Below are 22850 nucleotides of genomic sequence, written 5' to 3' on the forward strand. Positions count from 1 at the left end.
TAAATAGAGAATAGGCCCCAGTTTTAACCTTTTCTTAATTTTATTGGAATTTACTAGAAGAAAAATGAGCGGATTTACTCATTGAGAATAATTATCATTATCAGTAAAATGAGATTCATGACAATGATAATTATTCTCAATTAATTCAATACATGGAGGTTCACTATGGTAACGAACATGCTTACAAAAAATGATCAACTACTGGAACAACAAAATACAAGGGAATCAAATGCCCGATCTTATCCTAGAAGATTACCCATGGCGATCGATCAAGCGGAGGGAATTTACCTAACAGACATGGATGGAAAACGATATATTGATTTTCTTGCCGGGGCTGGAACATTAGCGCTCGGACACAATCATCCGGCAGTGCTTGAAGCAATGGAAAAAGTTCTTAAGGATAAACGTCCTTTACATACATTGGACTTTACGACGCCGATCAAGGAGCAGTTCGTTGATGAAATTTTTGAATGCCTGCCAGAGGAATTCAGGAAAAATGCAAAAATTCAATTCTGTGGTCCTACTGGCGGAGATGCCATTGAGGCAGCACTTAAACTGGTTAAGACAGCGACAGGCAATAGAAGCATTTTATCCTTCCAAGGAGCTTACCACGGGGCAACGCATGCAACCATGTCAATCAGCGGCAATACAAAACCAAAGGAAAAAATACAAGGGTTAATGCCAGATGTACAATTCCTGCCGTATCCCTATCAATATCGCTGTCCCTTTGGAATAGGCGGAGAAGAAAGCCATAAAATCAGCAGCCAGTATATCGAAAATCTATTGAATGATCCCGAATCAGGATTATTGGCACCTGCAGGAATGATTTTGGAGGCAGTACAAGGCGAGGGAGGTTCCATTCCAGCTCCAATTCCATGGCTTAAGGAAATCAGAAGAATAACAAAAGAGAAGGGCATTCCGCTAATTATCGACGAAGTTCAATCAGGTATCGGCCGTACAGGGAAAATGTTTGCCTTTGAACATGCAGGAATCGTTCCGGATGTTCTTGTACTATCCAAAGCAATAGGCGGAAGTCTTCCATTATCGGTGGTGATTTATAACAAAGAGCTGGACCTATGGTCACCGGGTGCACATATCGGTACGTTCCGCGGAAATCAAATGGCGATGGCAGCAGGAACAGCAACTTTAAAATACATGAAAGAGACGAATCTTGTGGAGCATGCCGCTAAAATGGGTGAAATCTTAAAGGATATTCTTAAAGATTTGCAAAAAGATATTAAGCAGATCGGTGATGTCAGAGGCCGGGGATTGATGGTCGGTGTAGAAATGATCAATCATGAAGAACCGCAAAATGCGAATGGAAGCCATCCTGCTGATTCGCAACTTGCCAGTGCCATTCAACAGGAGTGTTTTCAAAGAGGGTTGATACTGGAAGTTGGCGGCAGACATGGAAGTGTAGTGAGGTTCTTGCCTCCATTGATCGTAACGGAATCCCAGCTTCGCGAAGCCACTGCAATTTTTGAACAAGCTGTTCGTGCAGCTGTTGCAAGAGGGTGAATGATCAATGATCGAAATGATAAATAAAACTGATTTTGCTTATTCTCAATTGTTCTTGAATAACGAAGAAGGCTTCAATAACTATAGCCAGTCATTAAAAATCATTGAAAAGAAGCTGACGGCCTTTTTAAAAGGGAACGATTCACCATACTCTGGGAAAAATCCGCATGAAATAGAAGCAAGATTAAACGAGTTGACCCTCGCTTCTCTAAAAGGGGAGGCAATGGAAGCAGTAGCGGCTGAGCTGGCGGAGTTTGTTATTAATGACAGCATCAATGTACACAGCCCAGCTTGTATCGGGCATTTGCATTGCCCTACACTAATTCCTGCCGTTGCTGCCGAAATGATTATCGGTACGCTGAATCAATCCATGGATTCATGGGACCAAAGCTCGACGGCGACCTTCGTTGAAGAGCGTTTAATAGATTGGCTGTGCAGTCAGGTTGGATTACCGGAACAAGCGGATGGGATTTTCACGAGCGGTGGTACCCAATCTAATTATATGGGACTTCTATTGGCGAGGGACGCTTATTGTAAGCGTTTCTGGGATGTGGACGTTCAACAGCATGGCTTGCCAGTCGAGGCGAAAAAATTGCGGATCTTATGCTCCGAGGCTGCCCACTTTACGGTTCGTAAATCAGCGGCACAGCTAGGGCTTGGTGAACAGGCGGTTATCACGATTAAAACGGATGCAAACCATCGTCTGTCCATGGATGAATTAAATCATCAGTTGCTGCTTTTGGAGGAACAGGATTTACATCCATTTGCTATCGTTGCAACTTGTGGAACGACGGATTTTGGTTCAATCGATCCATTATATGAATTGTCCGAAGCTGCAAGGAAGAATGGGATATGGCTCCATGTGGACGCTGCATATGGCGGCGCAATGATTCTAAGCAAGGATTACAAAGAGTTAATCAGCGGAATTGAACGGGCCGACTCGATTACGGTTGATTTTCACAAATTATTCTATCAACCCATCAGTTGTGGTGCTTTTCTTGTCTCTGACAGCAACTCATTTCAATATATCCAGCATCATGCCGATTACTTGAATCCACAGGAAGATGAAGCGGAGGGCATGGTTCATTTAGTCAATAAATCGGTTCAAACGACGAGAAGGTTCGACGCACTGAAACTCTGGATGTCATTGAAGGTCGTTGGACTGGATACCTTTGCTGAAATGATCGACTATACTTGTCATCTTGCACGTGAAGTGGCTATGAAGATCGATAAAGAGGAAGGGTTCACTGTATTAAATAAAGATCCTGAATTGAATGCGGTTGTATTCCGTTATAATCCCGAGGGAGAAAGTGATCAGCTAATAAATCTATTAAATAAACAGATTCAGCAAGAATTACTGAAAAGCGGACGGGCATTTTTAGCGAAAACGCGTTTTGACGGACAGGTGTATTTAAAAATGACACTATTGAATCCAATGACAAAGCTTGAACATATAGAGGGAATTTTAGACGAAATTCAAGTATTGGGTGAAATGTTCAAGATGATGGAGGAATGAAGATGAATGGTAAGCAGATAGCTGAAAGGGCGACGATGCAAAGCTTTCTGAATTGTTATTTCCGGGAAACCGGGAATTGCAGTTTGGAAGAAACGAAGAACTGGCCTGATTTGGAGGGTTCCATTCCGGGTTCATTATTAGTCAGTAATCTCATATCCCAAGATATTGCATTGCTTGTTCCGCTTAAATATTGGTCGGAAACGGGGCGTCATATTTTCAACTTCCCGATTTACTATCAAACGGCATCCAAACAAGTGCATGAATTAGATTACGTGACAATGGTCTCGATTGTTTCTAAAGAATTATTGAATGAGCAGGGCCGGACGGATAGTGAAGATGAATTGATGCTGCGTGTCATTCTAAGCAGCCAAAATATTCAACGGTATGTTGAAGCCAGGACGGAAGACATTGATGCACTTCAAAGTCCTGATTTCACCTACATCGAAGCGGAGCAGTCGCTTTTATTCGGGCACCTGTTCCACCCGACACCGAAAAGCAAGCAGGGCATTTCAGAAAAAGATGAATGGATCTATTCACCCGAATTAAAAGGGGAGTTTCAGCTGCACTACTTCCTGGCAGAACCTTCGATTGTCATCCAGGATTCCAGTGAAGTCCGATCGGCAAGTGAGATCATTAAACAGGAATTAGCCGGCGACTTGGAGATTTCCAGTGAATTCAGAGGAACGTATTGCCAAAAGGAAAGCCGATATTTCATCATCCCGGCACATCCGCTCCAGGCAAAAGTGCTTATCGAAAAAGAAGAGGTCAAGAGGCTAATCGAGCAAGGGACACTAGTTTATGCAGGAGCGCTTGGGAAAAAATTCACGGCTACCTCTTCATTTAGAACGGTATATAGTGCCACATCGAGATATATGTACAAATTTTCCGTTCCGGTTAAAATCACGAATTCTTTACGTGCAAATCTGCAAAAAGAACTAGATCGTGGTGTGGAAATTGCAAAATTAATAGATTCTAAAGTGGGCGACGACCTAAAAGAACGGCACCCCTCCTTCCGTATCATCAAGGACCCTGCTTACTTAACGATCAAAACAACCGAGCAAGAATCAGGATTCGATGTTGATATTCGGGAAAACCCTTTTTATGAAAACGATAAACAAGCGAGCCTGATTGCCGGCTTATGTCAGGATAATGCCTATGGTGCACCATCAAGACTTGGAGCGATCATCCGTAAATTATCAGCTGATGAAAACCGCAGTACCGAAGAAGTAAGTAAGGATTGGTTCAAAACTTATCTGTCAATGACATTGAAACCGATGCTCTGGCTATTTGAAGAGTATGGAATTGTGTTAGAAGCCCATCAACAAAATTCCATCATTCAACTTCAAGATGGGTATCCAGCCACTTTTTATTATCGTGATAATCAAGGGTATTACTATTGTGAGTCCAAAGTGGACAGGCTGCTGAAGATCTTGCCTGAACTAAGTGAAAAAAGCTTCACGATTTGTTCTGATGAAGTCGCTGAAGAAAGACTGCAATACTATTTCTTTTTTAATCACTTATTAGGCTTAATCAATAATTTCGGTACGGAAGGATTAGTATCAGAAAAAGCACTGTTGCAGCTCGTTCAGGAACAACTTGAAACAAGCAGCAGGGAAAGCGAAGATGAAGGGTTGAATCGAGTTGTTTCAAGGTTGCTTCATGCCCGGGAATTATCTTGTAAGGCTAATTTACTGACGAGATTTCATGATATGGATGAGCTTGTTGGTTCACTTGAGACACAGTCCGTTTATGCAACGATTGATAATCCGTTCGCGCAGGGGGTTATGGCCGTCCATGAAAAATAGTTATGAAGAATTGCTGAAGGACTGTAATCAACTGCTTTCATTTGTCAAAGTTGAATTTGAGAGGGATATAGATACACTGCATAAATGGATGCATGAAGATCATGTGATACCCTACTGGAATTTGAATTTCACAAAAGAAAAATTCGCTGTTCATTTAAAAAAGGCATTGGCTGATACACACCAAACACTCTATTTAGGCTGCCTGGACTCAATTCCCATGAGCTATTGGGAATCGTATTGGGTAAAAGGCGATATCATCGAAGATTATTATGAATCCGAAGAGGGGGACCAAGGCATTCATTTACTCATTGGTGATCCGGATTATCTAGGAAAAGGACTGGCTTTGCCATTTTTACGTGCAATGGTGAAATACCAACTACTTTCTGCAAAAACAAAAAAAGTGATGGCTGAACCGGATATTCGAAATTGCAAAGATGATTTACTTATTTGAAAAGTGCGGGTTTACCCCAATTAAAGAAATTGAGCTCCCTGATAAAGCTGCATTGCTAATGTCATGTACACGGGAGAATTTCGAGAGGAAGTGGAAGTATGGAGAAGCAACAATCTATCTATGACCTGGTAGGGATAGGGATAGGTCCCTTCAACCTTGGACTTGCGGCCCTTTTGGAGAAAACCCCGGAGTTGAATGCCGTCTTTTTTGAGAAAAAGCGGGAATTTAATTGGCATGAAGGGATGCTGTTGGAAGGGACAACTCTGCAGGTGCCGTTCTTTGCCGATCTGGTTAGCATGGCAGATGTGACAAGCCCATATAGTTACCTGAATTATTTACAGCAGCATGATCGGCTTTATCATTTCTACTTCCTTGAAAAATTCTTGATTCCACGAAAAGAATATAACGACTATTGCCGCTGGGCTGCCCATCAACTTGATAGCTGCCGTTTTGGAAAAGCGGTGGAGGCGGTTGAATATATAGGGGATCAAGGTGAACCCTGTTATCAAATCAGTGTAAGGGATGCTCAAACACAAAAGATCGATGTCTATTATAGCCGTCATGTAGTCATGGGAATTGGCAGCGCCCCGACCGTTCCATCGGCCTTTCATCCATATATGGGAGAGAGCATCCTGCATTCCGCCGATTATTTACGGAATAAAGAAAATGTCTTAAAGAAAAAATCTGTAACGGTTGTCGGATCTGGACAAAGTGCAGCCGAGGTCTTTCTGGATTTGCTTAATGAGCAGGAGGAGTATGGCTACCAGCTAAACTGGTATACAAGATCCAAGGGATTTTTCCCTATGGAATATTCAAAACTCGGGTTAGAATACTTCACTCCAGATTACCTTGATTTCTTTTATCGGCTGCCACAGGAAAAGAAGGATGAAATTTTGCCGAAACAGGATTTATTGTATAAAGGGATCAGCGCTACGACAATTGCTGCAATTTTTGACAAGATGTATGAAAAAACGATTGGAAATGCCGAACTTTCCATTGAACTTCGGGCCATGACGGAAGTTGCGGCAGTTACCCCCGCTGAAAATGGCTGGAGATTGAAATGCCGACAGTGGGTAGAAGATAGCGAATTTGATGTGGACACAGAGGCGATTGTTTTTGGAACGGGGTATAAATCAACCCTTCCGGCATTCCTTGAAACCATGGAAGACCATTTAGTCCGCGATGACTTGGGGCGTCTTGCAATAACGAAAGACTATCGGGTAGGAACGGCCATCTCTACACCGAATCACCTTTTTATTCAAAATGGAGAGATGCATACGCATGGTGTGGGTGCTCCGGATCTAGGCTTAGGGGCATTCCGAAATTCGATTATCATCAATCAATTGGCAGGTAAAGAAGTTTATCCATCCGAGCCAAAGGGTGCATTTCAGTCATTCCGTGTAAAATCACCCGTCATGGCTTACTAAGAGAAGGGAAAGGGAGAATTATATGCAGTTCATAAATGAAGTGGAACAGGCGGTTTCAGAAAAAAATTGGTCGATAGTAAACCAAAACCTGCTGGCCAAGATGATTTCTGAGTATATGTATGAAGATATGATCCATCCAGCTGTTCTGAACGAAAATGCAGCGGGAAACCTATATGAGTTAAAGATAAATGAGGGGAAATCTTATCGATTTTTGGCGTCGCCCCGTCTTTTTGACAGCTATGAAGTACAACCCGAGTCGATCCAGGTATGTGAAATGGAAGGTTTTACACAAGCCAATGATGCCATTCAATTCATTCTAGACATCCAGCCGTTAATTGGGATGACTGCAGAAACAACAGGACATTTAATCAAAGAATTCCATCATACGCTGCTTGCGGATCTCCAATTGCTATCCAAACCTGAACAAGATGCGGATGATTTAGTCGAACTGGATTATGCATTACTTGAAGGAGAAATGAGCGGTCACCCTTGGATTGCTTATAACAAGGGAAGAATCGGATTCGGTTATGATGATTATTTGAAATTCGCTCCAGAAAACCAGAAGGAAGTTCAGTTATCTTGGATTGCCGTCCATAAAACGAGGGGTGAGTTCAATTCAATCGAAACGTTATCCTATAAGCAATTGATGGAGAATGAACTGGATGGGGAAACCCAAAAATCATTTGCAAAAAGATTGACGGAAAAAGGGCTGAACGCAGAAAACTATTACTACCTCCCGGTCCATGAATGGCAGTGGAAGAATGTAATCATCCAGAACTTTACCGATGACTTGGCCAAAGGGCTGATCGTGGCTTTGGGAAATGGTCCTGATGAGTATTTGCCGCAACAATCCATTCGTACATTTGTTAATGTATCGAATAAGGATAAACACCACGTCAAGCTGCCGATGAGCATTTTAAATACGCTAGTCTACCGTGGATTACCAGCGGAGCGCACGGTCATTGCCCCAAAAATCACAACGTATATAAAGAACATTTATGAAAAAGATTCATTCTTGAAAGAACAATGCAAAGTAGTGCTTCCTGGTGAAGTGGCCAGTTTAAATGTTGATCACCCGTATTATTCCAAGCTAGAGAATGTACCCTATCAATATTTAGAGATGCTGGGTGGCATTTGGAGAGAAAGTATTTACAGTTATATGGAAGAAGGTGAAAAGCCCATTACGCTTGCGTCCCTTTTACATGTGGACAGCAAAGGGAAACCATATGTGGAAAGCCTTATTGAAAAATCGGGATTGACTGCAGAAGCCTGGACAGCTCAATTATTCGACGTCATTCTATCACCATTACTACATTTTATCTATCAATATGGATTGGTCTTCTCGCCGCATGGTCAAAATACCATTTTAGTTTTGAAGGATTACAGGCCTCACCGTTTGGCCATCAAGGATTTTGTAGATGATGTAAACGTCAGTGATCAGCCGCTTCCTGAATTAAGTAGCCTTCCTGATGATTTAAGGAAAGTACTAAGAAGTGAGACTCCCGAGGGACTGGTTCAATTCATTTTCACAGGACTATTCATCTGTCATTTCCGATACTTGTCAACACTTCTGATGAAGAGGTCCCTTTTGGATGAGGATGCTTTTTGGGAAGGCGTCGCTCAAACTATCCTAACGCATCAGAAAAAATTCCCTGTATTACAGGATCGTTTCGATACATTCAATTTCTTTGCGCCAAAATTGACAAAACTCTGCCTGAATAGAAATCGCATGCTTCAATACGGTTATAGCGATGGTGAAGACCGTCCGCATGCATCCGAGTTTGGGTATGTGAATAATGCCCTTTATGAAAAGTTACCTGCAAAAACTCTATAAAGTTGAACTGGCTCAGACTTTTGAGCCAGTTTCAGACTGTAGACAAACTCGATAAGAATTAAGTTCATCTACAGTTTTTTTGGATTTTTAAAATTTGACCGCTGATTTCCGCTCCAGGCACTCGCTTTCCGCGGGCGGTCCGCCCTCGGTGCACTTTGCGCCTGCACTTTGCGCCTGCGGGGTCTCCTTGGACGCGTATTCCCGCAGGAGTCTCGAAACACCCGCTTCAATCAACTTTGTTTTTTTAACAGTTAGGCAGAACTCCTGTTGCCTATAGCCTTTTTTGTTTTAAATAGAAGATTGAATCTTGAGGTAATGAGGATGTAAAACCTATATATGCGAAACCAAAGAGACGATAGAGTGCGATAATTATTAAATGTACGCATAAAAAGGATTATGTTATCCTCTTTGGTTCAAATTCCCAAAAAATATTCTTTGGAATGGGGCTTGCCGTTCATATAAATTGGTGATAAGCTATTGTGTAAACGGTTACACAAAATTATTGAGGGTGATATATTGGCAACTATTCGGGATGTGGCAAAGGAAGCTGGGGTTTCTGTGGCAACGGTTTCCAGAGTTATGAATGGCAGTGGTTATGCACATGAGGATACAAAAAAGGTGGTCATGGCAGCTGTTGAAAAATTAAATTATAAACCGAATGAAGTGGCAAGGTCCCTCTACAAACGTAAATCCAAATTGGTTGGTTTGATCTTGCCGGACATTACGAATCCCTTCTTCCCAGAAATGGCAAGAGGTGTCGAGGATTATCTGCAGCAATTTGGATATCGGTTAATTTTTGGAAATAGTGATGAAAAGAGAGATAAAGAAATAGAATATATTGACACTTTTCTGCAAAATAATGTAGTGGGCATGATTGCTTCAACTAGTGAAGAAGCCAATGAAAATTTCGATAATCTGGATATTCCAGTTGTCCTTCTCGACCGTACAGCGGAGAAATTACCAGCTGTTTATTCCGATCAAAAGACAGGGGGTAAGCTGGCAGCACGCGTATTACTGGATAGAGGCAGTACGAATATCGTCCTCATTAGGGGGCCAGTCGAAATAAAGCCTGTATATGAACGGTACATGGCAGCATTGGAAGAATTGAAACAAGCAAAAGTGAACGTGCAAGTCATGGATTCATCCCTGACTCTTCAGGGCGGCCAAACTTGCGTGAAGCAGCTGTTCGAGCAATATCCGGAAACGGATGGAATCATCGCTTGTAATGATATTGTTGCAGCCGCCGCACTTCAAGAGATCTTAAAACGGGGAATACGGATACCGGAAGACATACAATTGATCGGCTATGATGATATTGCCTTCACAGCGTTATTGCACCCGCCCTTATCGACAATTCGGCAGCCAGCCTATGAGATGGGGGCACAAGCGGCGGAAATGCTAATTAAAAGGATCAATCAAGAAAAATTGGATGTAACACATAAAAAGCTCCCTGTTTCTTTTGTGGAGAGACAAACAACGAGAAGGAAGGCGGAGAAGACATGATTAGAATTGCAGTAGTGGGAAGTTCTTCAATGGACTTAGTGGTGACATCAGCCAAGCGGCCAATGGCTGGTGAAACGGTTTTAGGAGAGTCCTTTATCACGGTTCCTGGAGGAAAGGGAGCTAATCAGGCAGTTGCAGCGGCACGTCTTGGTGCACAAGTGTCGATGGTTGGATGTGTAGGAGATGATGTCTATGGAGAGATCATCTTAGAAAACCTGAAAAAAAATCATGTAAACACGGAGTGTGTGGAACCGGTTACAGGTTCCGCTTCCGGAACAGCACACATTACCCTTTCGGAAGGTGATAACAGCATTATTGTCGTAAAAGGTGCAAATGATTTCATTACTCCTGAATATGTACAAAAGGCCAAAAAGGTGATAGAGGAATCGGATATCGTGATGGTTCAGCAGGAAATACCTGAGGAAACAGTGGAATATCTGGCTGAATTGTGCAACACGCTTCAAAAGAGATTACTTTTGAACCCAGCTCCCGCCCGCAAGCTAAGCGAGGCTGTCATTCAACAGGCATCATTCCTTACTCCGAATGAACATGAATTCGAGATACTATTCAATGGGAGAGATAGAACGGAAGTCTTGACTGAGTATCCAAATAAATTATTCATCACCGAAGGAAAAAATGGCGTCCGTTTTTTTGACGGACATGAAGAAAAGGTTGTTCCAAGCTTTGAAGTGGAAGCGGTTGATACAACAGGCGCAGGGGATACATTCAATGCTGCCTTTGCCGTGGCTGTTGCAGAAGGAAAAAGTTTTGACGAATGTTTGTTATTCGCGAACCGGGCAGCCTCCATTTCCGTGACGAAGTTAGGAGCCCAAGGCGGCATGCCGCAAAGGTTAGAGGTCGAGAGGGGCTTTGAAGCATGAAACGTCAAGGAATCATCAATAGTTCAATAGCCAAGGTCCTGGTTGACCTTGGTCATACAGATTATATTGTCGTAGGTGATGCCGGGCTGCCGGTGCCACCGGGAGTTTGCAAGATTGATTTAGCATTGACACCTGGAACACCATCATTTCAAGATGTCGTTCGGGCGGTTCACGAAGATATGGTTGTTGAAAAAGTTATCGCTGCCACAGAAGTGAAGGTTAAAAACCCGGAACAGCATCAATATATGGAGCAACAATTCGGAGCAGCGATTGAATATGTTTCCCATGAGGATTTTAAAAGGCTGACAAGTAACGCGAAAGCAATAATCCGGACCGGGGAGACGACGCCATATTCAAATTGCATATTGCAGTCTGGAGTATTCTTTTAAAGAAATGAGATGATGAGCATGCATATCGAAATGCACAATATTTATAAAGCATTTGGTCAAAACAAGGTATTGGAAGGTGTTCATTTTTCTTTAGAGGCTGGGGAAGTACATGCACTAATGGGGGAAAATGGTGCGGGGAAATCAACCTTGATGAACATTTTAACCGGGCTGCATAAACAAGATCAAGGAACGATTGAGATTAACGGTAAAGAAACCTCATTCAAGGATTCAAAGGAAGCGGAAGAGGCGGGAATGGCCTTTATCCGCCAGGAATTGAATATTTGGCCAGAAATGACCGTGCTGGAGAATCTATTTATCGGCAGGGAAATGGTGAATGCCTTCGGTGTCCTGAAGACGAAACAAATGAAAGCGCGTGCAAACGAGATTTTTAAAACACTTAATATTTCCCTTCCTTTTGATAAGGAAGCCGGATCTTGTTCTGTCGGGGAACAGCAAATGATTGAAATTGCCAAGGCGCTCATGACGGATGCCGAAGTCATCATCATGGACGAGCCCACAGCCGCTTTAACTGATAGGGAAATAGAGAAGCTCTTTGAAGTGATGAAGGGACTTACCAAAAAGGGTGTATCGCTTGTTTATATTTCTCACCGAATGGAAGAAATATTCGCCATTTGTGACAGGATCACCGTAATGCGTGACGGAAAAACAGTCGATACGAAAAGAATTGCAGATACAAATTTCGATGAAGTCGTTCAAAAAATGGTCGGACGGGAGCTGGAGGATCGTTTTCCTCATCGTGAAGCGAATCCTGGCGACATAGTCCTTGATGTAAAAGGTTTAACTAAAAAGGGGCTTTTTGAGGATATCCATTTCGCGGTTCGGCAAGGTGAGATTGTCGGTGTGGCCGGATTGATGGGAGCAGGCAGAACAGAAATAATGCGCACCCTTTTTGGTGTCGACCAAATAGACAGCGGTGAAATTACCATTGAAGGGAAGAAAGTTTCCATACGAAAACCAACGGATGCAGTTCGGCACGGTCTGGCTTTCATTACGGAAAATCGTAAAGAAGAAGGGTTGATCCTAGACTTTTCTGTAAGGGAAAATATCGGTTTGCCGAATCTCAAGAGTTTTGCTCCTAACGGAATCGTAAAAATGGAAGATGAGATGAACTTTGCCGAAATGATGATTAAGCGACTTCACGTAAAGACTTCTTCTGCTGAAACGGTCATCGGCAATCTATCCGGAGGAAATCAACAAAAGGTGGTAATAGCCAAATGGATCGGCACTTCCCCTAAAGTTTTAATTATGGATGAACCGACCCGGGGCATAGATGTTGGTGCAAAACGTGAAATTTATGAGCTGATGAATGAATTGACGGAGCGAGGCATCGCCATCATCATGGTTTCGTCAGAACTTCCGGAAATCATTGGAATGAGTGATAGAATCCTTGTGGTTCACGAAGGTGAGATTGCTGGGGAATTGTTAAAGCAGGAAGCGACGCAAGAAAAAATTATGGCATTGGCGACAGGAGGGAACTAGGATGAAACTTGAGGCTACAGGGAAAAGCGGGATTTGGCAGAAATTTGGTCCTTTACTGGCCCTGGTACTTTTATTTATCGTAATAACCGTTTTAAATCCATCATTCATGGAACCGAATAATATTTTGAATTTATTGCGTCAAACCTCCATCAATGCACTTATTGCATTTGGAATGACCTTTATCATATTGACAGGCGGCATCGACTTGTCCGTTGGTTCCATTTTAGCCCTATCCAGCGCACTTATGGCTGGTATGATGGTCTCGGGATTAGATCCGATTTTAGCAATATTAGTAGGCATTCTACTAGGTGCAATAATGGGTGTAATCAATGGGATTCTCGTTTCAAAAGGAAAAATGGCCCCTTTCATCGTGACACTGGCCACCATGACGATTTTCCGGGGATTAACGCTTGTGTATACGGATGGAAAGCCGATTACTGGAATTGGCGATTCTGTAATGTTCCAGATGCTGGGGAGAGGTTACTTCCTGGGAGTGCCAGTACCGGCCGTTGTGATGGTCATCGCTTTCTTAATCCTATGGTTCCTGCTTCATAAAACATCCTTTGGCCGTAAAACATATGCCATTGGCGGAAATGAAAGGGCTTCCCGCATTTCGGGGATTAAAGTTGACCGAGTCAAGGTGGCCATATATGGTCTGGCCGGTACGATGGCGGCAATTGCCGGTGCCATTTTAACATCCCGTCTGAATTCGGCTCAGCCGACAGCAGGTCAATCCTATGAAATGGATGCCATCGCAGCTGTAGTGCTGGGTGGAACGAGCCTTTCAGGCGGTAAAGGGCGGTTGTTCGGAACGCTGGTGGGTGTCCTGATCATCGGTACCTTGAATAACGGCATGAATTTACTTGGTGTATCCTCTTTTTACCAGCAAGTGGTAAAAGGTGCAGTTATATTAATCGCGGTCCTTCTTGACCGTAAAAAATCATAAGAAGAGGTGTAATCAATGAAAAAAATAGTATCGATCATCATGGTTCTTTCTTTAATGGTCTTAGCTGCCTGTTCAATGGATTCTGGTCTAAAAGATGATAAAAAAGAAAAGAAAGACTCCATGAAAGACGTGAAAGTCGGAGTCAGCATCTCAACTTTAAACAATCCATTCTTCGTTTCCTTAAAAGATGGTATTGAAAAAGAAGCAAAAGAAAAAGGCATGAAAGTTACAGTTGTTGACGCCCAGGATGATACAGCAAAACAAATTAGCGGAATTGAAGATTTAATCCTTCAAGAGGTTGATGTCCTTCTTGTGAATCCAACTGACTCTGCGGCAATAACTTCAGCCGTTAAAGATGCAAATGATGCGGGCATTCCCGTTATCACGATTGACCGCTCTTCAGACGAAGGTGACATTGAAACGTTCATAGCTTCCGACAATGTGGCTGGTGGTGAAATGGCTGCAGAATATCTAGTTAAAGAGCTTGGCGAAAAAGCGAAAGTAGTGGAACTTGAAGGGGTATCCGGAGCATCCGCAACTCGTGAACGCGGGAAAGGTTTCCACAATATTGCGGACAAGCAGTTAGATGTCCTGACAAGCCAAACGGCGGAATTCGACCGGACAAAAGGGCTTAACGTCATGGAAAATATCCTGCAGGGCAATAATGACGTCCAAGCGGTATTCGCCCATAATGATGAAATGGCACTTGGGGCCATTGAAGCAATCAAGGCGGCAGGAAAAGACATCATCGTGATTGGTTTTGACGGAAATGATGATGCATTGAAAGCAGTTGAAAAAGGTGAACTAAAAGCTACAATCGCCCAACAACCGGCACTTATCGGTGAAAAGGCGGTTAATGCGGCTGAAAAAGTCTTAAAAGGCGACAAAGTGGATGACACAATATCCGTTCCATTGAAATTGGTCACCAAAGAATGATTGTCTTCCAAACAATGAGAGTGCCGGAATAGTTCCGGTACTCTTTTTTTGTAGTAAGAAAGAAATGTTTTTAATCCCATTGATGCTATCTGAATGTGGATATTCAACTTGAATTGATATGAATAAGAGGGTATAAGAAGTGAAATCACTCTTTTACAAAAGTAAGGCGGCCCGTGTCGGAACCGCCTCTTAAATCAACTGATTGCTAGAGTATACCTTGAGTCAGCATAGCATCCGCCACTTTAAGGAATCCGGCAATATTGGCCCCAACAACTAAGTTGCCAGGCGCACCATATGCTTCTGCAGCCTCTACACTGTTTTTATAGATGTTTTTCATGATCTCATGCAGCTTTGCATCGACATCTTCAAAAGTCCAAGGCATTCTGGCACTGTTTTGGGCCATTTCGAGTGCAGACACGGCTACGCCGCCTGCATTGGCCGCTTTTGCTGGTCCAAAAAGGATGCCGTTATTAAGGAATACATCAATGGCCTCAAGGGTTGAAGGCATATTAGCACCCTCACCGACTGCCTTCACATTATTTTTGACCAGTAATTTTGCCGCTTCTTCATCGATTTCATTTTGCGTGGCACAAGGAAGTGCGATGTCACATGGTACAGACCAAATGCCGTAGCTTCCTTCATGGTATACAGCTTCCGGGTGCGCATCGATATACTCGCTCAATCGTTTTCGTTCCACTTCTTTTAGACGTCGTACTGTATCAAGGTTCAGGCCATTTTCATCGTATATGTAGCCATTGGAGTCGCTGCATGCAACAACTTTTGCGCCTAGCTGTGTAGCTTTTTCAATGGCATAAATGGATACATTGCCAGATCCGGAGATAACGACAGTGCTGCCATGGAATTGTAACCCTTTGTCTTTTAGCATTTCTTCGACAAAGTAAACGGTTCCATATCCAGTCGCTTCCGTACGGGCCAAGCTTCCGCCGTAACTTATGCCTTTACCAGTTAGAACACCGGCTTGGTAGCTGCCCTGCATCTTTTTATACTGACCGAACAGGTAACCGATCTCCCTTGCACCGACTCCGATATCACCAGCCGGCACATCTGTATCAGGTCCGATATAGCGAGCTAGTTCTGCCATGAAACTTTGGCAAAAACGCATGATTTCCGCGTCCGATTTTCCTTTTGGATCGAAGTCCGATCCGCCTTTTCCCCCACCAATCGGCTGGCCTGTAAGAGAATTTTTAAAGATTTGCTCGAAACCAAGAAACTTTATGATGCTGGAATTTACAGTGGGATGGAATCGAAGACCGCCTTTGAATGGCCCGATTGCACTGTTGAATTGTACACGGAAACCACGGTTGACGCGAACATTTCCCAGGTCATCAACCCAAGAGACACGGAAGGTGATCATTCTTTCGGGTTCAACCAGCCTTTCCAATATCCCGCTTTTCATATATTCAGGATGTTTCGCAAAAACGGGGACCAATGAAAGGAATATCTCCTTTACGGCTTGGTGGAATTCACTTTCGTGGGGATTACGCTCCTTTACCTGTGCGTATACTTGACTCACGAACTCTCTGGCATCTTGTAATTCCTCATGCTCGACTTCCTGTGAAGTTGTCATTGTTCTCTCTCCTTTAGATAAAGTCATAAAATCTTAAATAGGGTAAGTCTATCGGTTTTTATATGATACTTTCATGATATAATTTAAAAGTGAAACGAACAATCTGAATATTAGATAAATAACATGTTGTTTTGATATGAAAGAGGGAGCTTAGATTGGAATTAAGGCAAATCGAATATTTCATTGAAGTGGCAAAGCGTGAACATATGACGGAAGCGGCAGTGGACTTGCATGTTGCCCAGTCTGCTGTCAGTCGCCAAATTTACAATTTAGAAGAAGAGCTGGGCGTGCCCTTATTTATCAGGGAAGGCCGAAAGATTAGATTGACACCTATAGGACATACATTTTTATCTCATATGGAACAAGCCATGAATATAATCGATCGTGCCAAGCGTGAGATGGCTGAAAGCCTGGATCCAGAAAAAGGGACAATCCGCATTGGCTTTCCCAGCAGTTTAGCTTCTTATATATTGCCAAGGGTCATTTCCGACTTCAGGGAAAGTTATCCGCAGGCAAAATTCACATTGAAACAAGGTTCATATCGCTACCTGATAGATTCTGTAATGAAAGGTAACATAAACATGGCCTTGATTGGTCCTCTGCCGGTGAATGAAAAGAAAGTCAAAGGTGAAACGCTATTTATTGAAAACTTAGTTGCCCTTTTACCAGAAAGCCATCCTTTGTCATTGAAGAAATCATTATCCTTAAATGAGCTTCAAGGAAACCCGTTCATCGTATATCCAAAGGGATATGTTTTAAGGGATCTCGTAATGAAAGCTTGCAAACTGCATGGCTTTGAACCGGAAGTGGCATTCGAAGGAAAGGATACAGATGCTATAAAAGGCCTGGTGGCAGCAGGTTTGGGTATAACCCTGATACCTGAGATTTCCTTGATTGATAGCTTGCCTCGTTTTACGGTTAAATTGCCGCTGGACGATCCATCTGTAACCAGGGCTGTAGGGGTCATCGTTCCGACTGATAGGGAACTGATGCCAACGGAGAAATTATTTTACCAATTTTTGAGGGACACTTTTGCAAAATTGGAAGGTTTTCAATAGAAATGAGATGGGTATCTATTAGAAAAGTCATAAATCCAGCTAGTGAGAGAATCCTTGAATCGGGTTCTTTTTTTTGTCGCAAATGTATCGAAATATCTCCATTTAGCACATCCTCAAAAGGGATAATTTATTTTGAAATAATACTATATTTGTTTTTCTTGTATAAGAATGTGTTAAACCTTTATTTTTTGAAAACGCTTTTATTTTATTAGAATAAAAATAATACTTACATTATCAGAAAATTCATGTTATTATACGGGCAGACATTATAGGTAGAGGTGCCATATACTTAATAGGCTTTTAAAATGAAGACCTATATTTTTTTTGGATTTTTGAAATTGAATATTCTGATAATTAACAAGGAGTGGAGATAAAGTGAGCAGGAAAGAATACATCAGCGATCGAATGTACAAGGCATCAACAGGGATAGCAAACGCTGTCTTGGTTACGTTAGGGATCGGGTTATTGTTTGAATCCATAGGGGGATATTTAGGTTGGGAGGTCTTCCTGGCAATAGGCGGTGCCGCAAAGGTCTTGCTAGCACCAGCTTTAGGAGCAGGTATCGCATATCAGCTAGGAGGAAATTCATTAATTATCTTTAGCGCCATGGCTTCAAGTGCTGTTGGAGGTGCTGCCATTCACAGAACTGCTGAGGGTGCCTTCACGATTGTTACGGGTCAGCCACTAAGTGCTGTTTTGGCAGCGGTAATTGCAACATATATAGGTAAGCGCCTAATCGGCAAAACGAAGTTGGACATCATGGCCATCCCAATGGGAGCAGTTCTTGTCGGTGGAGTTTCGGGATATGGCCTGGCTCTTGTCACCACTCCGCTCCTAACATGGATAAGCAGTCAAACCACCGCTGCGGTCGAGGGTTCTCCCTTAATCGGTTCCATGGTCATAGCCTTGGTATGGAGCATTTTATTGATGACACCGGCGTCTTCCGCTGCACTGGCGATCGCCCTGCAATTAGATCCCGTTTCCAGTGCTGCAGCTCTAATCGGATGTACCGTTCAGTTTGTGGGGTTCACTGTCATGTCTTATAAAGATAATGATATGGGCGGGTTCCTGGCACAGATGGTCGTTACGCCAAAAGTGCAATTTCCTAACTTAATCAAAAAACCATTATATGTAATTCCGCCTTTTGTGGCGGCAATCATCTGTGCGCCTATCGCTACCTTGGCATTCGATTTTCAAGTGCCGTATGAGCTTGGAGGTATGGGGTTGAGTTCAATGATTGCCCCGATTGCCATCATAACTGGTCAGGGGTTGTACACGTTCTTGGTTTATGTGGCAGTGGGTATGGTATTGCCAGCTGTGATCACACTTGCCTTACATCGGGTATTGAAGATGATGGGTAAAGTTAAGCCAGGCGATCTTCATTTGGAAGTTTCATAATCAAAGTTTTCGGAAACCAGCCTGGTTAAGGAACCGGGCTGGTTTTTATTTATAAAGGGATTAGGGTAAAATGGGGAGGAAAGCATTTGCATAGATGGGATGATATATATGGGAAAAGAAATAGATATAAAAGTGAAAGCTAAGTTCGTAAGTAAAATCGGCAAGGGTTTCCCCTTGATTGTTAAAGAATCGATAGCCAACCTTAAAGACCTTAAGGAAGAGGGGTCCTTGGTGCGTTTGGTGGATGAAAACAACCGCTTTCTGGCAAAAGGATATTATGGTAAACAGAACAAGGGCTATGGCTGGATATTGACCCGAAGAGAAAATGAAAAGATCGATCAATCCTTCTTTAACGGCAAAATCCAGGCAGCATATGAATCCCGAAAGTCTTTTTTTGAAGATGGGGAGACTACAGCTTTCCGCTTGTTTAATGGGGAAGGTGATGGAATTGGCGGTTTAATCATTGATCATTATGATGGCCACTATGTCATTAGCTGGTATAGCAAAGGGATATATTCCTTTAAAGACTACATCATTAAGGCATTACAGGAAACGGTTGAGGTCAAATCGATTTATCAGAAGAAACGCTTTGATACAAAGGGGCAGTACGTGGATGAAGACGATTTTGTCATGGGTGAACAGCCGGCATTTCCGCTTCTTGTCAAGGAGAATGGAGTCCATTTCGCTGTTTATCTGAATGATGGGGCAATGGTCGGTGTCTTCCTTGATCAACGCGATGTCAGAAGGAAAATCCGGGATGAATACGCAAAAGGGAAAACGGTGTTGAATATGTTCTCCTATACGGGGGCATTCTCGGTATTTGCCGCTTTAGGCGGTGCTGTTAAAACAACGAGTGTCGACTTGGCGAATCGCAGTTTACCAAAGACGATCGAGCAGTTCAGTGTGAATGGAATAGATCCTGAAGCTCACAATATCGTAGTGATGGATGTTTTTAAGTATTTTAAATATGCAGTGAAGAAGGCTTTGAAATTTGAAATGGTCATCCTTGATCCGCCCAGCTTTGCCAAATCGAAGAAGTTTACTTTCAGTGCCGGAAAAGACTATACGAATCTATTGAAGGATACCATTTCCATTACGGAAGACAATGGGATCATTATCGCCTCGACTAATTGCAGTACGTTTGACATGAAAAAATTCAAAAACTTCATTGATGTTGCCTTCAAGGAAATGAATGGAAAATATGAGATCATGGAACAATTCTCATTGCCGGCTGATTTTAAAACAATTCCTGAATATAAGGAAGGGAATTATTTAAAAGTAGTCTTCATTAAGAAAATTAAAGGATAAATAAAGGCGTTCACAGTTCAAGCAGAGCTGTGAATGCCTTTTTTATAATGAACATGTTTCATGTGAAACGATTGGACATTCAGATTCACTGGATAGGCCGTTCACTTTTCAAACCTTTCGATAAATGAAAAGAAGGTTTCATGCCAATGCTGTTAGCGATGCAAAACTGGGCTGCATAGTAGGTAAGCATGATCAGTGGACCGGAAAAGGCAACATCATCGATAAATTTGTTCCAAGATAAAATGGAGTCGGAAATCACGAACCCCTTTAAACTTAAGGGGAATCGAATTTTAAAGGAAAAAGCCGAGCTTGAAATGTCGAGGGCTAAGAAACGAACAAATCACTGCACGAGAAAAAACGCTCCATGGCTACCGGGAAATACTTGGTTTCCATACGGAAAAGAGTTTCAATAAATGCAGTATCGACATCACTCCACATATCCAGAAATCCTGGAGAAAAATCAGAGGCACGTGGGCAAATCCATCAGAAATTGTGGAAATCTGAAATCGACCATTAAAACGCTTTTGTACGTCAAGCGGCCTTCTTTCTATCCAGCGCAACCTGAAATGCGCGACGTAAGCTTCCCAACAGCTATAAGACTTGTGTGAATTAATAAAGAGAACGGAAATAAAGTGGTCCCCTCTTGAAACAATCCAGATAACGCTGAATAACTGTAAAGAAGAAATTCAAAAGGCTCCATTGTGAATTTGGATCGTGTATATCAGCACCGATCACGGTTTGAAAAAATCGAGAATAATCCTTTCTTGAAAGGAAAAATGCTTGTTTCAAAATCGGCTAACAAGAGTATGAACAGGCTATTTCTAAACATGAAAACTACCAAGATTCGAAGAAAAATAAAGGCGTTTCCAGAAGAACAGACCTTGAAAAACAGTTCAATACTTTAGTTTTTTAAAAATGGAAGCCGGAGTTCCTGAATTTAAAGACAAGATTCAATCCCAAGAAAAAGGTCTCGTCCTATTAGAGGCCATTATGAAGGACATTGAACAGGCAGAAGGGAACATGCAGATGGACCAACAATGTCAAAATCGTCAGCAACAGAAACCCAAAAGAAGAAAATAACAATAGGAATTAGAAAGATAGCGTGAAGATGTAGTTGTAGTAAGTGGATCAGTTGGAGAAGAAGAAAATAATGCTGTTCAAATTTTTATAATTTAAGATAAGAAAAAATAGGGAGAGCTTCTCAAGGCAGAAGGCTAACTCTACACTATGTTTCAATCAGGTGGCACCATTCCTATGGAATGGTGTCATTACATCAGAACGAATAGGAAAAGCCATGCTACAAGTAGAGAGGAACATATATCTTTTTTTATGGCTATTTTACCTTGAATATAAATTTTGTACCGCGAAGTGAATTTTGCAGTAGAATTTTTCAAAAAAAATTTAACCCAAATACCAAGGTCATGTTAATAAAAAAATGAAAGCTACCTAGAATGGTAGCTTTCATTTCAGTTTGTAGACAAAAGGGGTTCGGAATTAAAAAATTCTGAACCCCTTTTGAAATTCCCTTTGAATTTTCGCCTAAAGTTAAGAGATTGGGGCTCTACGAGCCCACTATGTTAGGCCATTTTTGGACCTCGCCATGTCCAATTGGCCATCTTCTTTAAATTAATGGCAGCGAAAGTAAGCATCGCCTGCATCGACAATTTTTTAAGTCCCCTTAAAGTAGTCCAACGCATACCATGCTTTTCTTTTGCATCTGCGAATACACGCTCAATCGTTTCTTTACGTTTTGCATATATAGGTTTTACATCTTGATGATGACGCAGATGATCTGCTTCTTCCACATGTGTTTGCCAGATATGCCGTGTCACCACTTTTTGACAGTCTTTGCTTTCTGTACACCGAGATAAAAATGAGCATGTTGTACAAATTTGTTTTGGCGATTTGTACTCGCGATAGCCCTCTTTATTTGTTGTTGAGTACTTTAAAGTTTCGCCCGAAGGGCAAAGGTAACAATCAAAATGTTCATCGTATACATAGTCCTCTTTGCGGAAAAATCCTTCTTTGGTGCGAGGACGTGTATAAGGTAAAGCCGGTATGATTTCTTTGTTAAATAGGTAGCTTGTAATCGCTGGTGTTTTATAAGCTGCATCTGCGGCAACGGCTTCCGGTTTTCCAACTTTCTCAATCACTTGTTCAACTAGTGGCTCTAAGATCTGACTGTCATGTGTATTTCCAGGTGTTACAATCGTTCCCAATACAAAACCGTTGCGGTCTGCGGCCGCGTGGAATGAATAGGCAAACTGTTTTGTTCGTTCATCTTTCACATAGTAGCCACTCTCAGAATCCGTTGTACTTTCTTTAATCTCTTTGGTCTCTTCTTTATCAAATTTATCTGGTGGAAAAGGCTTTTTTCCATGGTTTTCACGATCTTGATTGATTTCTTCTTGAAGACGTCCTTGATACGCTCGTGTTTCTTTACGAACGATTTTCTTTTCAAATTTCCGTTTATTCGCACTGGCTTTCACATGTGTGGAATCCACGAAAACGTGTTCAGCACTTATTAACTTTTTATTAGCAGCTGTCATTAAAATGCGATAGAAAATCTGTTCAAACAGGTCTGTATCTTTAAAGCGTCGCTCATAATTTTTCCCGAACGTAGAGAAATGAGGTACTTTATCATGGAAACCATAGCCTAAGAACCAACGGTAAGCCATATTGGTTTCAACTTCTTCAATCGTTTTACGCATGGAACGAATACCGAAGGTATATTGAATGAAAGTCAGTTTAACTAAAATAACTGGATCAATACTTGGGCGTCACACCTCCAA

The 22850-nt window shown here is 42.2% G+C and carries 16 protein-coding genes and 2 pseudogenes; 15 read left to right on the top strand and 3 right to left on the bottom strand.

Features of this window, described 5'->3' with window-relative positions:
• The first annotated feature begins 165 nt into the window (after positions 1–165).
• The 12 genes and pseudogenes from QFZ73_RS11525 (at position 166) to rbsB (ending at position 14706) form a co-directional block, all read left to right on the top strand.
• Positions 166–1518: an aspartate aminotransferase family protein gene (locus tag QFZ73_RS11525; RefSeq protein WP_251427251.1), complete on the top strand. Its 1353-nt coding sequence runs from the start codon at positions 166–168 to the stop codon at positions 1516–1518.
• Between the two features lie 7 nt (positions 1519–1525).
• On the top strand, positions 1526–3034 hold the full coding sequence (locus QFZ73_RS11530; protein ID WP_307266060.1) for a pyridoxal phosphate-dependent decarboxylase family protein: 1509 nt from the start codon (positions 1526–1528) through the stop codon (positions 3032–3034).
• A gap of 2 nt (positions 3035–3036) precedes the next feature.
• Positions 3037–4839 carry an IucA/IucC family protein gene (locus QFZ73_RS11535; protein WP_251427243.1) on the top strand — a complete coding sequence of 601 codons (1803 nt, stop codon included), beginning with the start codon at positions 3037–3039 and terminating at the stop codon, positions 4837–4839.
• Positions 4829–5414, top strand: a pseudogene (locus QFZ73_RS11540) (GNAT family N-acetyltransferase). The gene QFZ73_RS11535 and the pseudogene QFZ73_RS11540 overlap by 11 nt, the downstream one beginning before the upstream one ends.
• Positions 5389–6717: a lysine N(6)-hydroxylase/L-ornithine N(5)-oxygenase family protein gene (locus tag QFZ73_RS11545; RefSeq protein WP_251427237.1), complete on the top strand. Its 1329-nt coding sequence runs from the start codon at positions 5389–5391 to the stop codon at positions 6715–6717. Before QFZ73_RS11540 ends, QFZ73_RS11545 begins: the two are co-directional and overlap by 26 nt.
• Positions 6718–6739: 22 nt before the next feature.
• Positions 6740–8551: an IucA/IucC family protein gene (locus QFZ73_RS11550; RefSeq protein ID WP_307266063.1), complete on the top strand. Its 1812-nt coding sequence runs from the start codon at positions 6740–6742 to the stop codon at positions 8549–8551.
• Between the two features lie 516 nt (positions 8552–9067).
• Positions 9068–10054 carry a LacI family DNA-binding transcriptional regulator gene (locus tag QFZ73_RS11555; protein WP_251427231.1) on the top strand — a complete coding sequence of 329 codons (987 nt, stop codon included), beginning with the start codon at positions 9068–9070 and terminating at the stop codon, positions 10052–10054.
• Complete coding sequence (gene rbsK / locus QFZ73_RS11560) at positions 10051–10935, top strand: ribokinase (protein ID WP_307266066.1); 885 nt, start codon at positions 10051–10053, stop codon at positions 10933–10935. The genes QFZ73_RS11555 and rbsK overlap by 4 nt, the downstream gene beginning before the upstream one ends.
• On the top strand, positions 10932–11324 hold the full coding sequence (gene rbsD, locus QFZ73_RS11565; protein ID WP_034316088.1) for a D-ribose pyranase: 393 nt from the start codon (positions 10932–10934) through the stop codon (positions 11322–11324). Before rbsK ends, rbsD begins: the two co-directional genes overlap by 4 nt.
• 18 nt (positions 11325–11342) lie before the next feature.
• A complete protein-coding gene (locus QFZ73_RS11570) occupies positions 11343–12824 on the top strand; it encodes a sugar ABC transporter ATP-binding protein (RefSeq protein ID WP_251427224.1) in 1482 nt (493 codons plus the stop codon).
• 1 nt (position 12825) lies between these two features.
• Positions 12826–13770: an ABC transporter permease gene (locus tag QFZ73_RS11575; RefSeq protein WP_101223945.1), complete on the top strand. Its 945-nt coding sequence runs from the start codon at positions 12826–12828 to the stop codon at positions 13768–13770.
• Positions 13771–13785: 15 nt separating this feature from the next.
• Complete coding sequence (gene rbsB / locus QFZ73_RS11580; protein WP_251427221.1) at positions 13786–14706, top strand: ribose ABC transporter substrate-binding protein RbsB; 921 nt, start codon at positions 13786–13788, stop codon at positions 14704–14706.
• A gap of 205 nt (positions 14707–14911) precedes the next feature.
• On the opposite strand, the gene gdhA is transcribed toward rbsB, so the two are convergent.
• Entirely contained in the window at positions 14912–16294 is a 1383-nt protein-coding gene (gene gdhA, locus QFZ73_RS11585) for an NADP-specific glutamate dehydrogenase (protein ID WP_307266073.1), read from the bottom strand.
• A gap of 155 nt (positions 16295–16449) precedes the next feature.
• On the opposite strand from gdhA, the gene gltC reads away from it, so the two are divergent.
• The 3 genes from gltC to QFZ73_RS11600 all read left to right on the top strand — a co-directional run bounded on the left by gltC (position 16450) and on the right by QFZ73_RS11600 (position 20058).
• Positions 16450–17352: a glutamate biosynthesis transcriptional regulator GltC gene (gene gltC / locus QFZ73_RS11590; protein ID WP_307266077.1), complete on the top strand. Its 903-nt coding sequence runs from the start codon at positions 16450–16452 to the stop codon at positions 17350–17352.
• A 405-nt stretch (positions 17353–17757) separates the two neighbouring features.
• Positions 17758–18750: a PTS sugar transporter subunit IIC gene (locus QFZ73_RS11595; protein WP_251427394.1), complete on the top strand. Its 993-nt coding sequence runs from the start codon at positions 17758–17760 to the stop codon at positions 18748–18750.
• A 108-nt stretch (positions 18751–18858) separates the two neighbouring features.
• Positions 18859–20058, top strand: a complete 1200-nt coding sequence (locus QFZ73_RS11600; RefSeq protein WP_307266080.1) for a class I SAM-dependent rRNA methyltransferase — start codon at positions 18859–18861, stop codon at positions 20056–20058.
• Positions 20059–20143: 85 nt separating this feature from the next.
• Here QFZ73_RS11600 and QFZ73_RS11605 read toward each other — a convergent pair whose 3' ends face one another.
• Both QFZ73_RS11605 and QFZ73_RS11610 read right to left on the bottom strand, forming a co-directional pair.
• A complete protein-coding gene (locus QFZ73_RS11605; RefSeq protein ID WP_307266083.1) occupies positions 20144–20317 on the bottom strand; it encodes a lysoplasmalogenase family protein in 174 nt (57 codons plus the stop codon).
• Positions 20318–21635: 1318 nt separating this feature from the next.
• Positions 21636–22838 (bottom strand): annotated as a pseudogene (locus QFZ73_RS11610) (IS1182 family transposase); the annotation flags it as partial.
• Positions 22839–22850 lie beyond the last annotated feature (12 nt).

Source organism: Peribacillus sp. V2I11, assembly GCF_030817135.1.
In the GTDB taxonomy this organism is placed as follows: Bacteria; Bacillota; Bacilli; order Bacillales; family DSM-1321; genus Peribacillus; species Peribacillus simplex.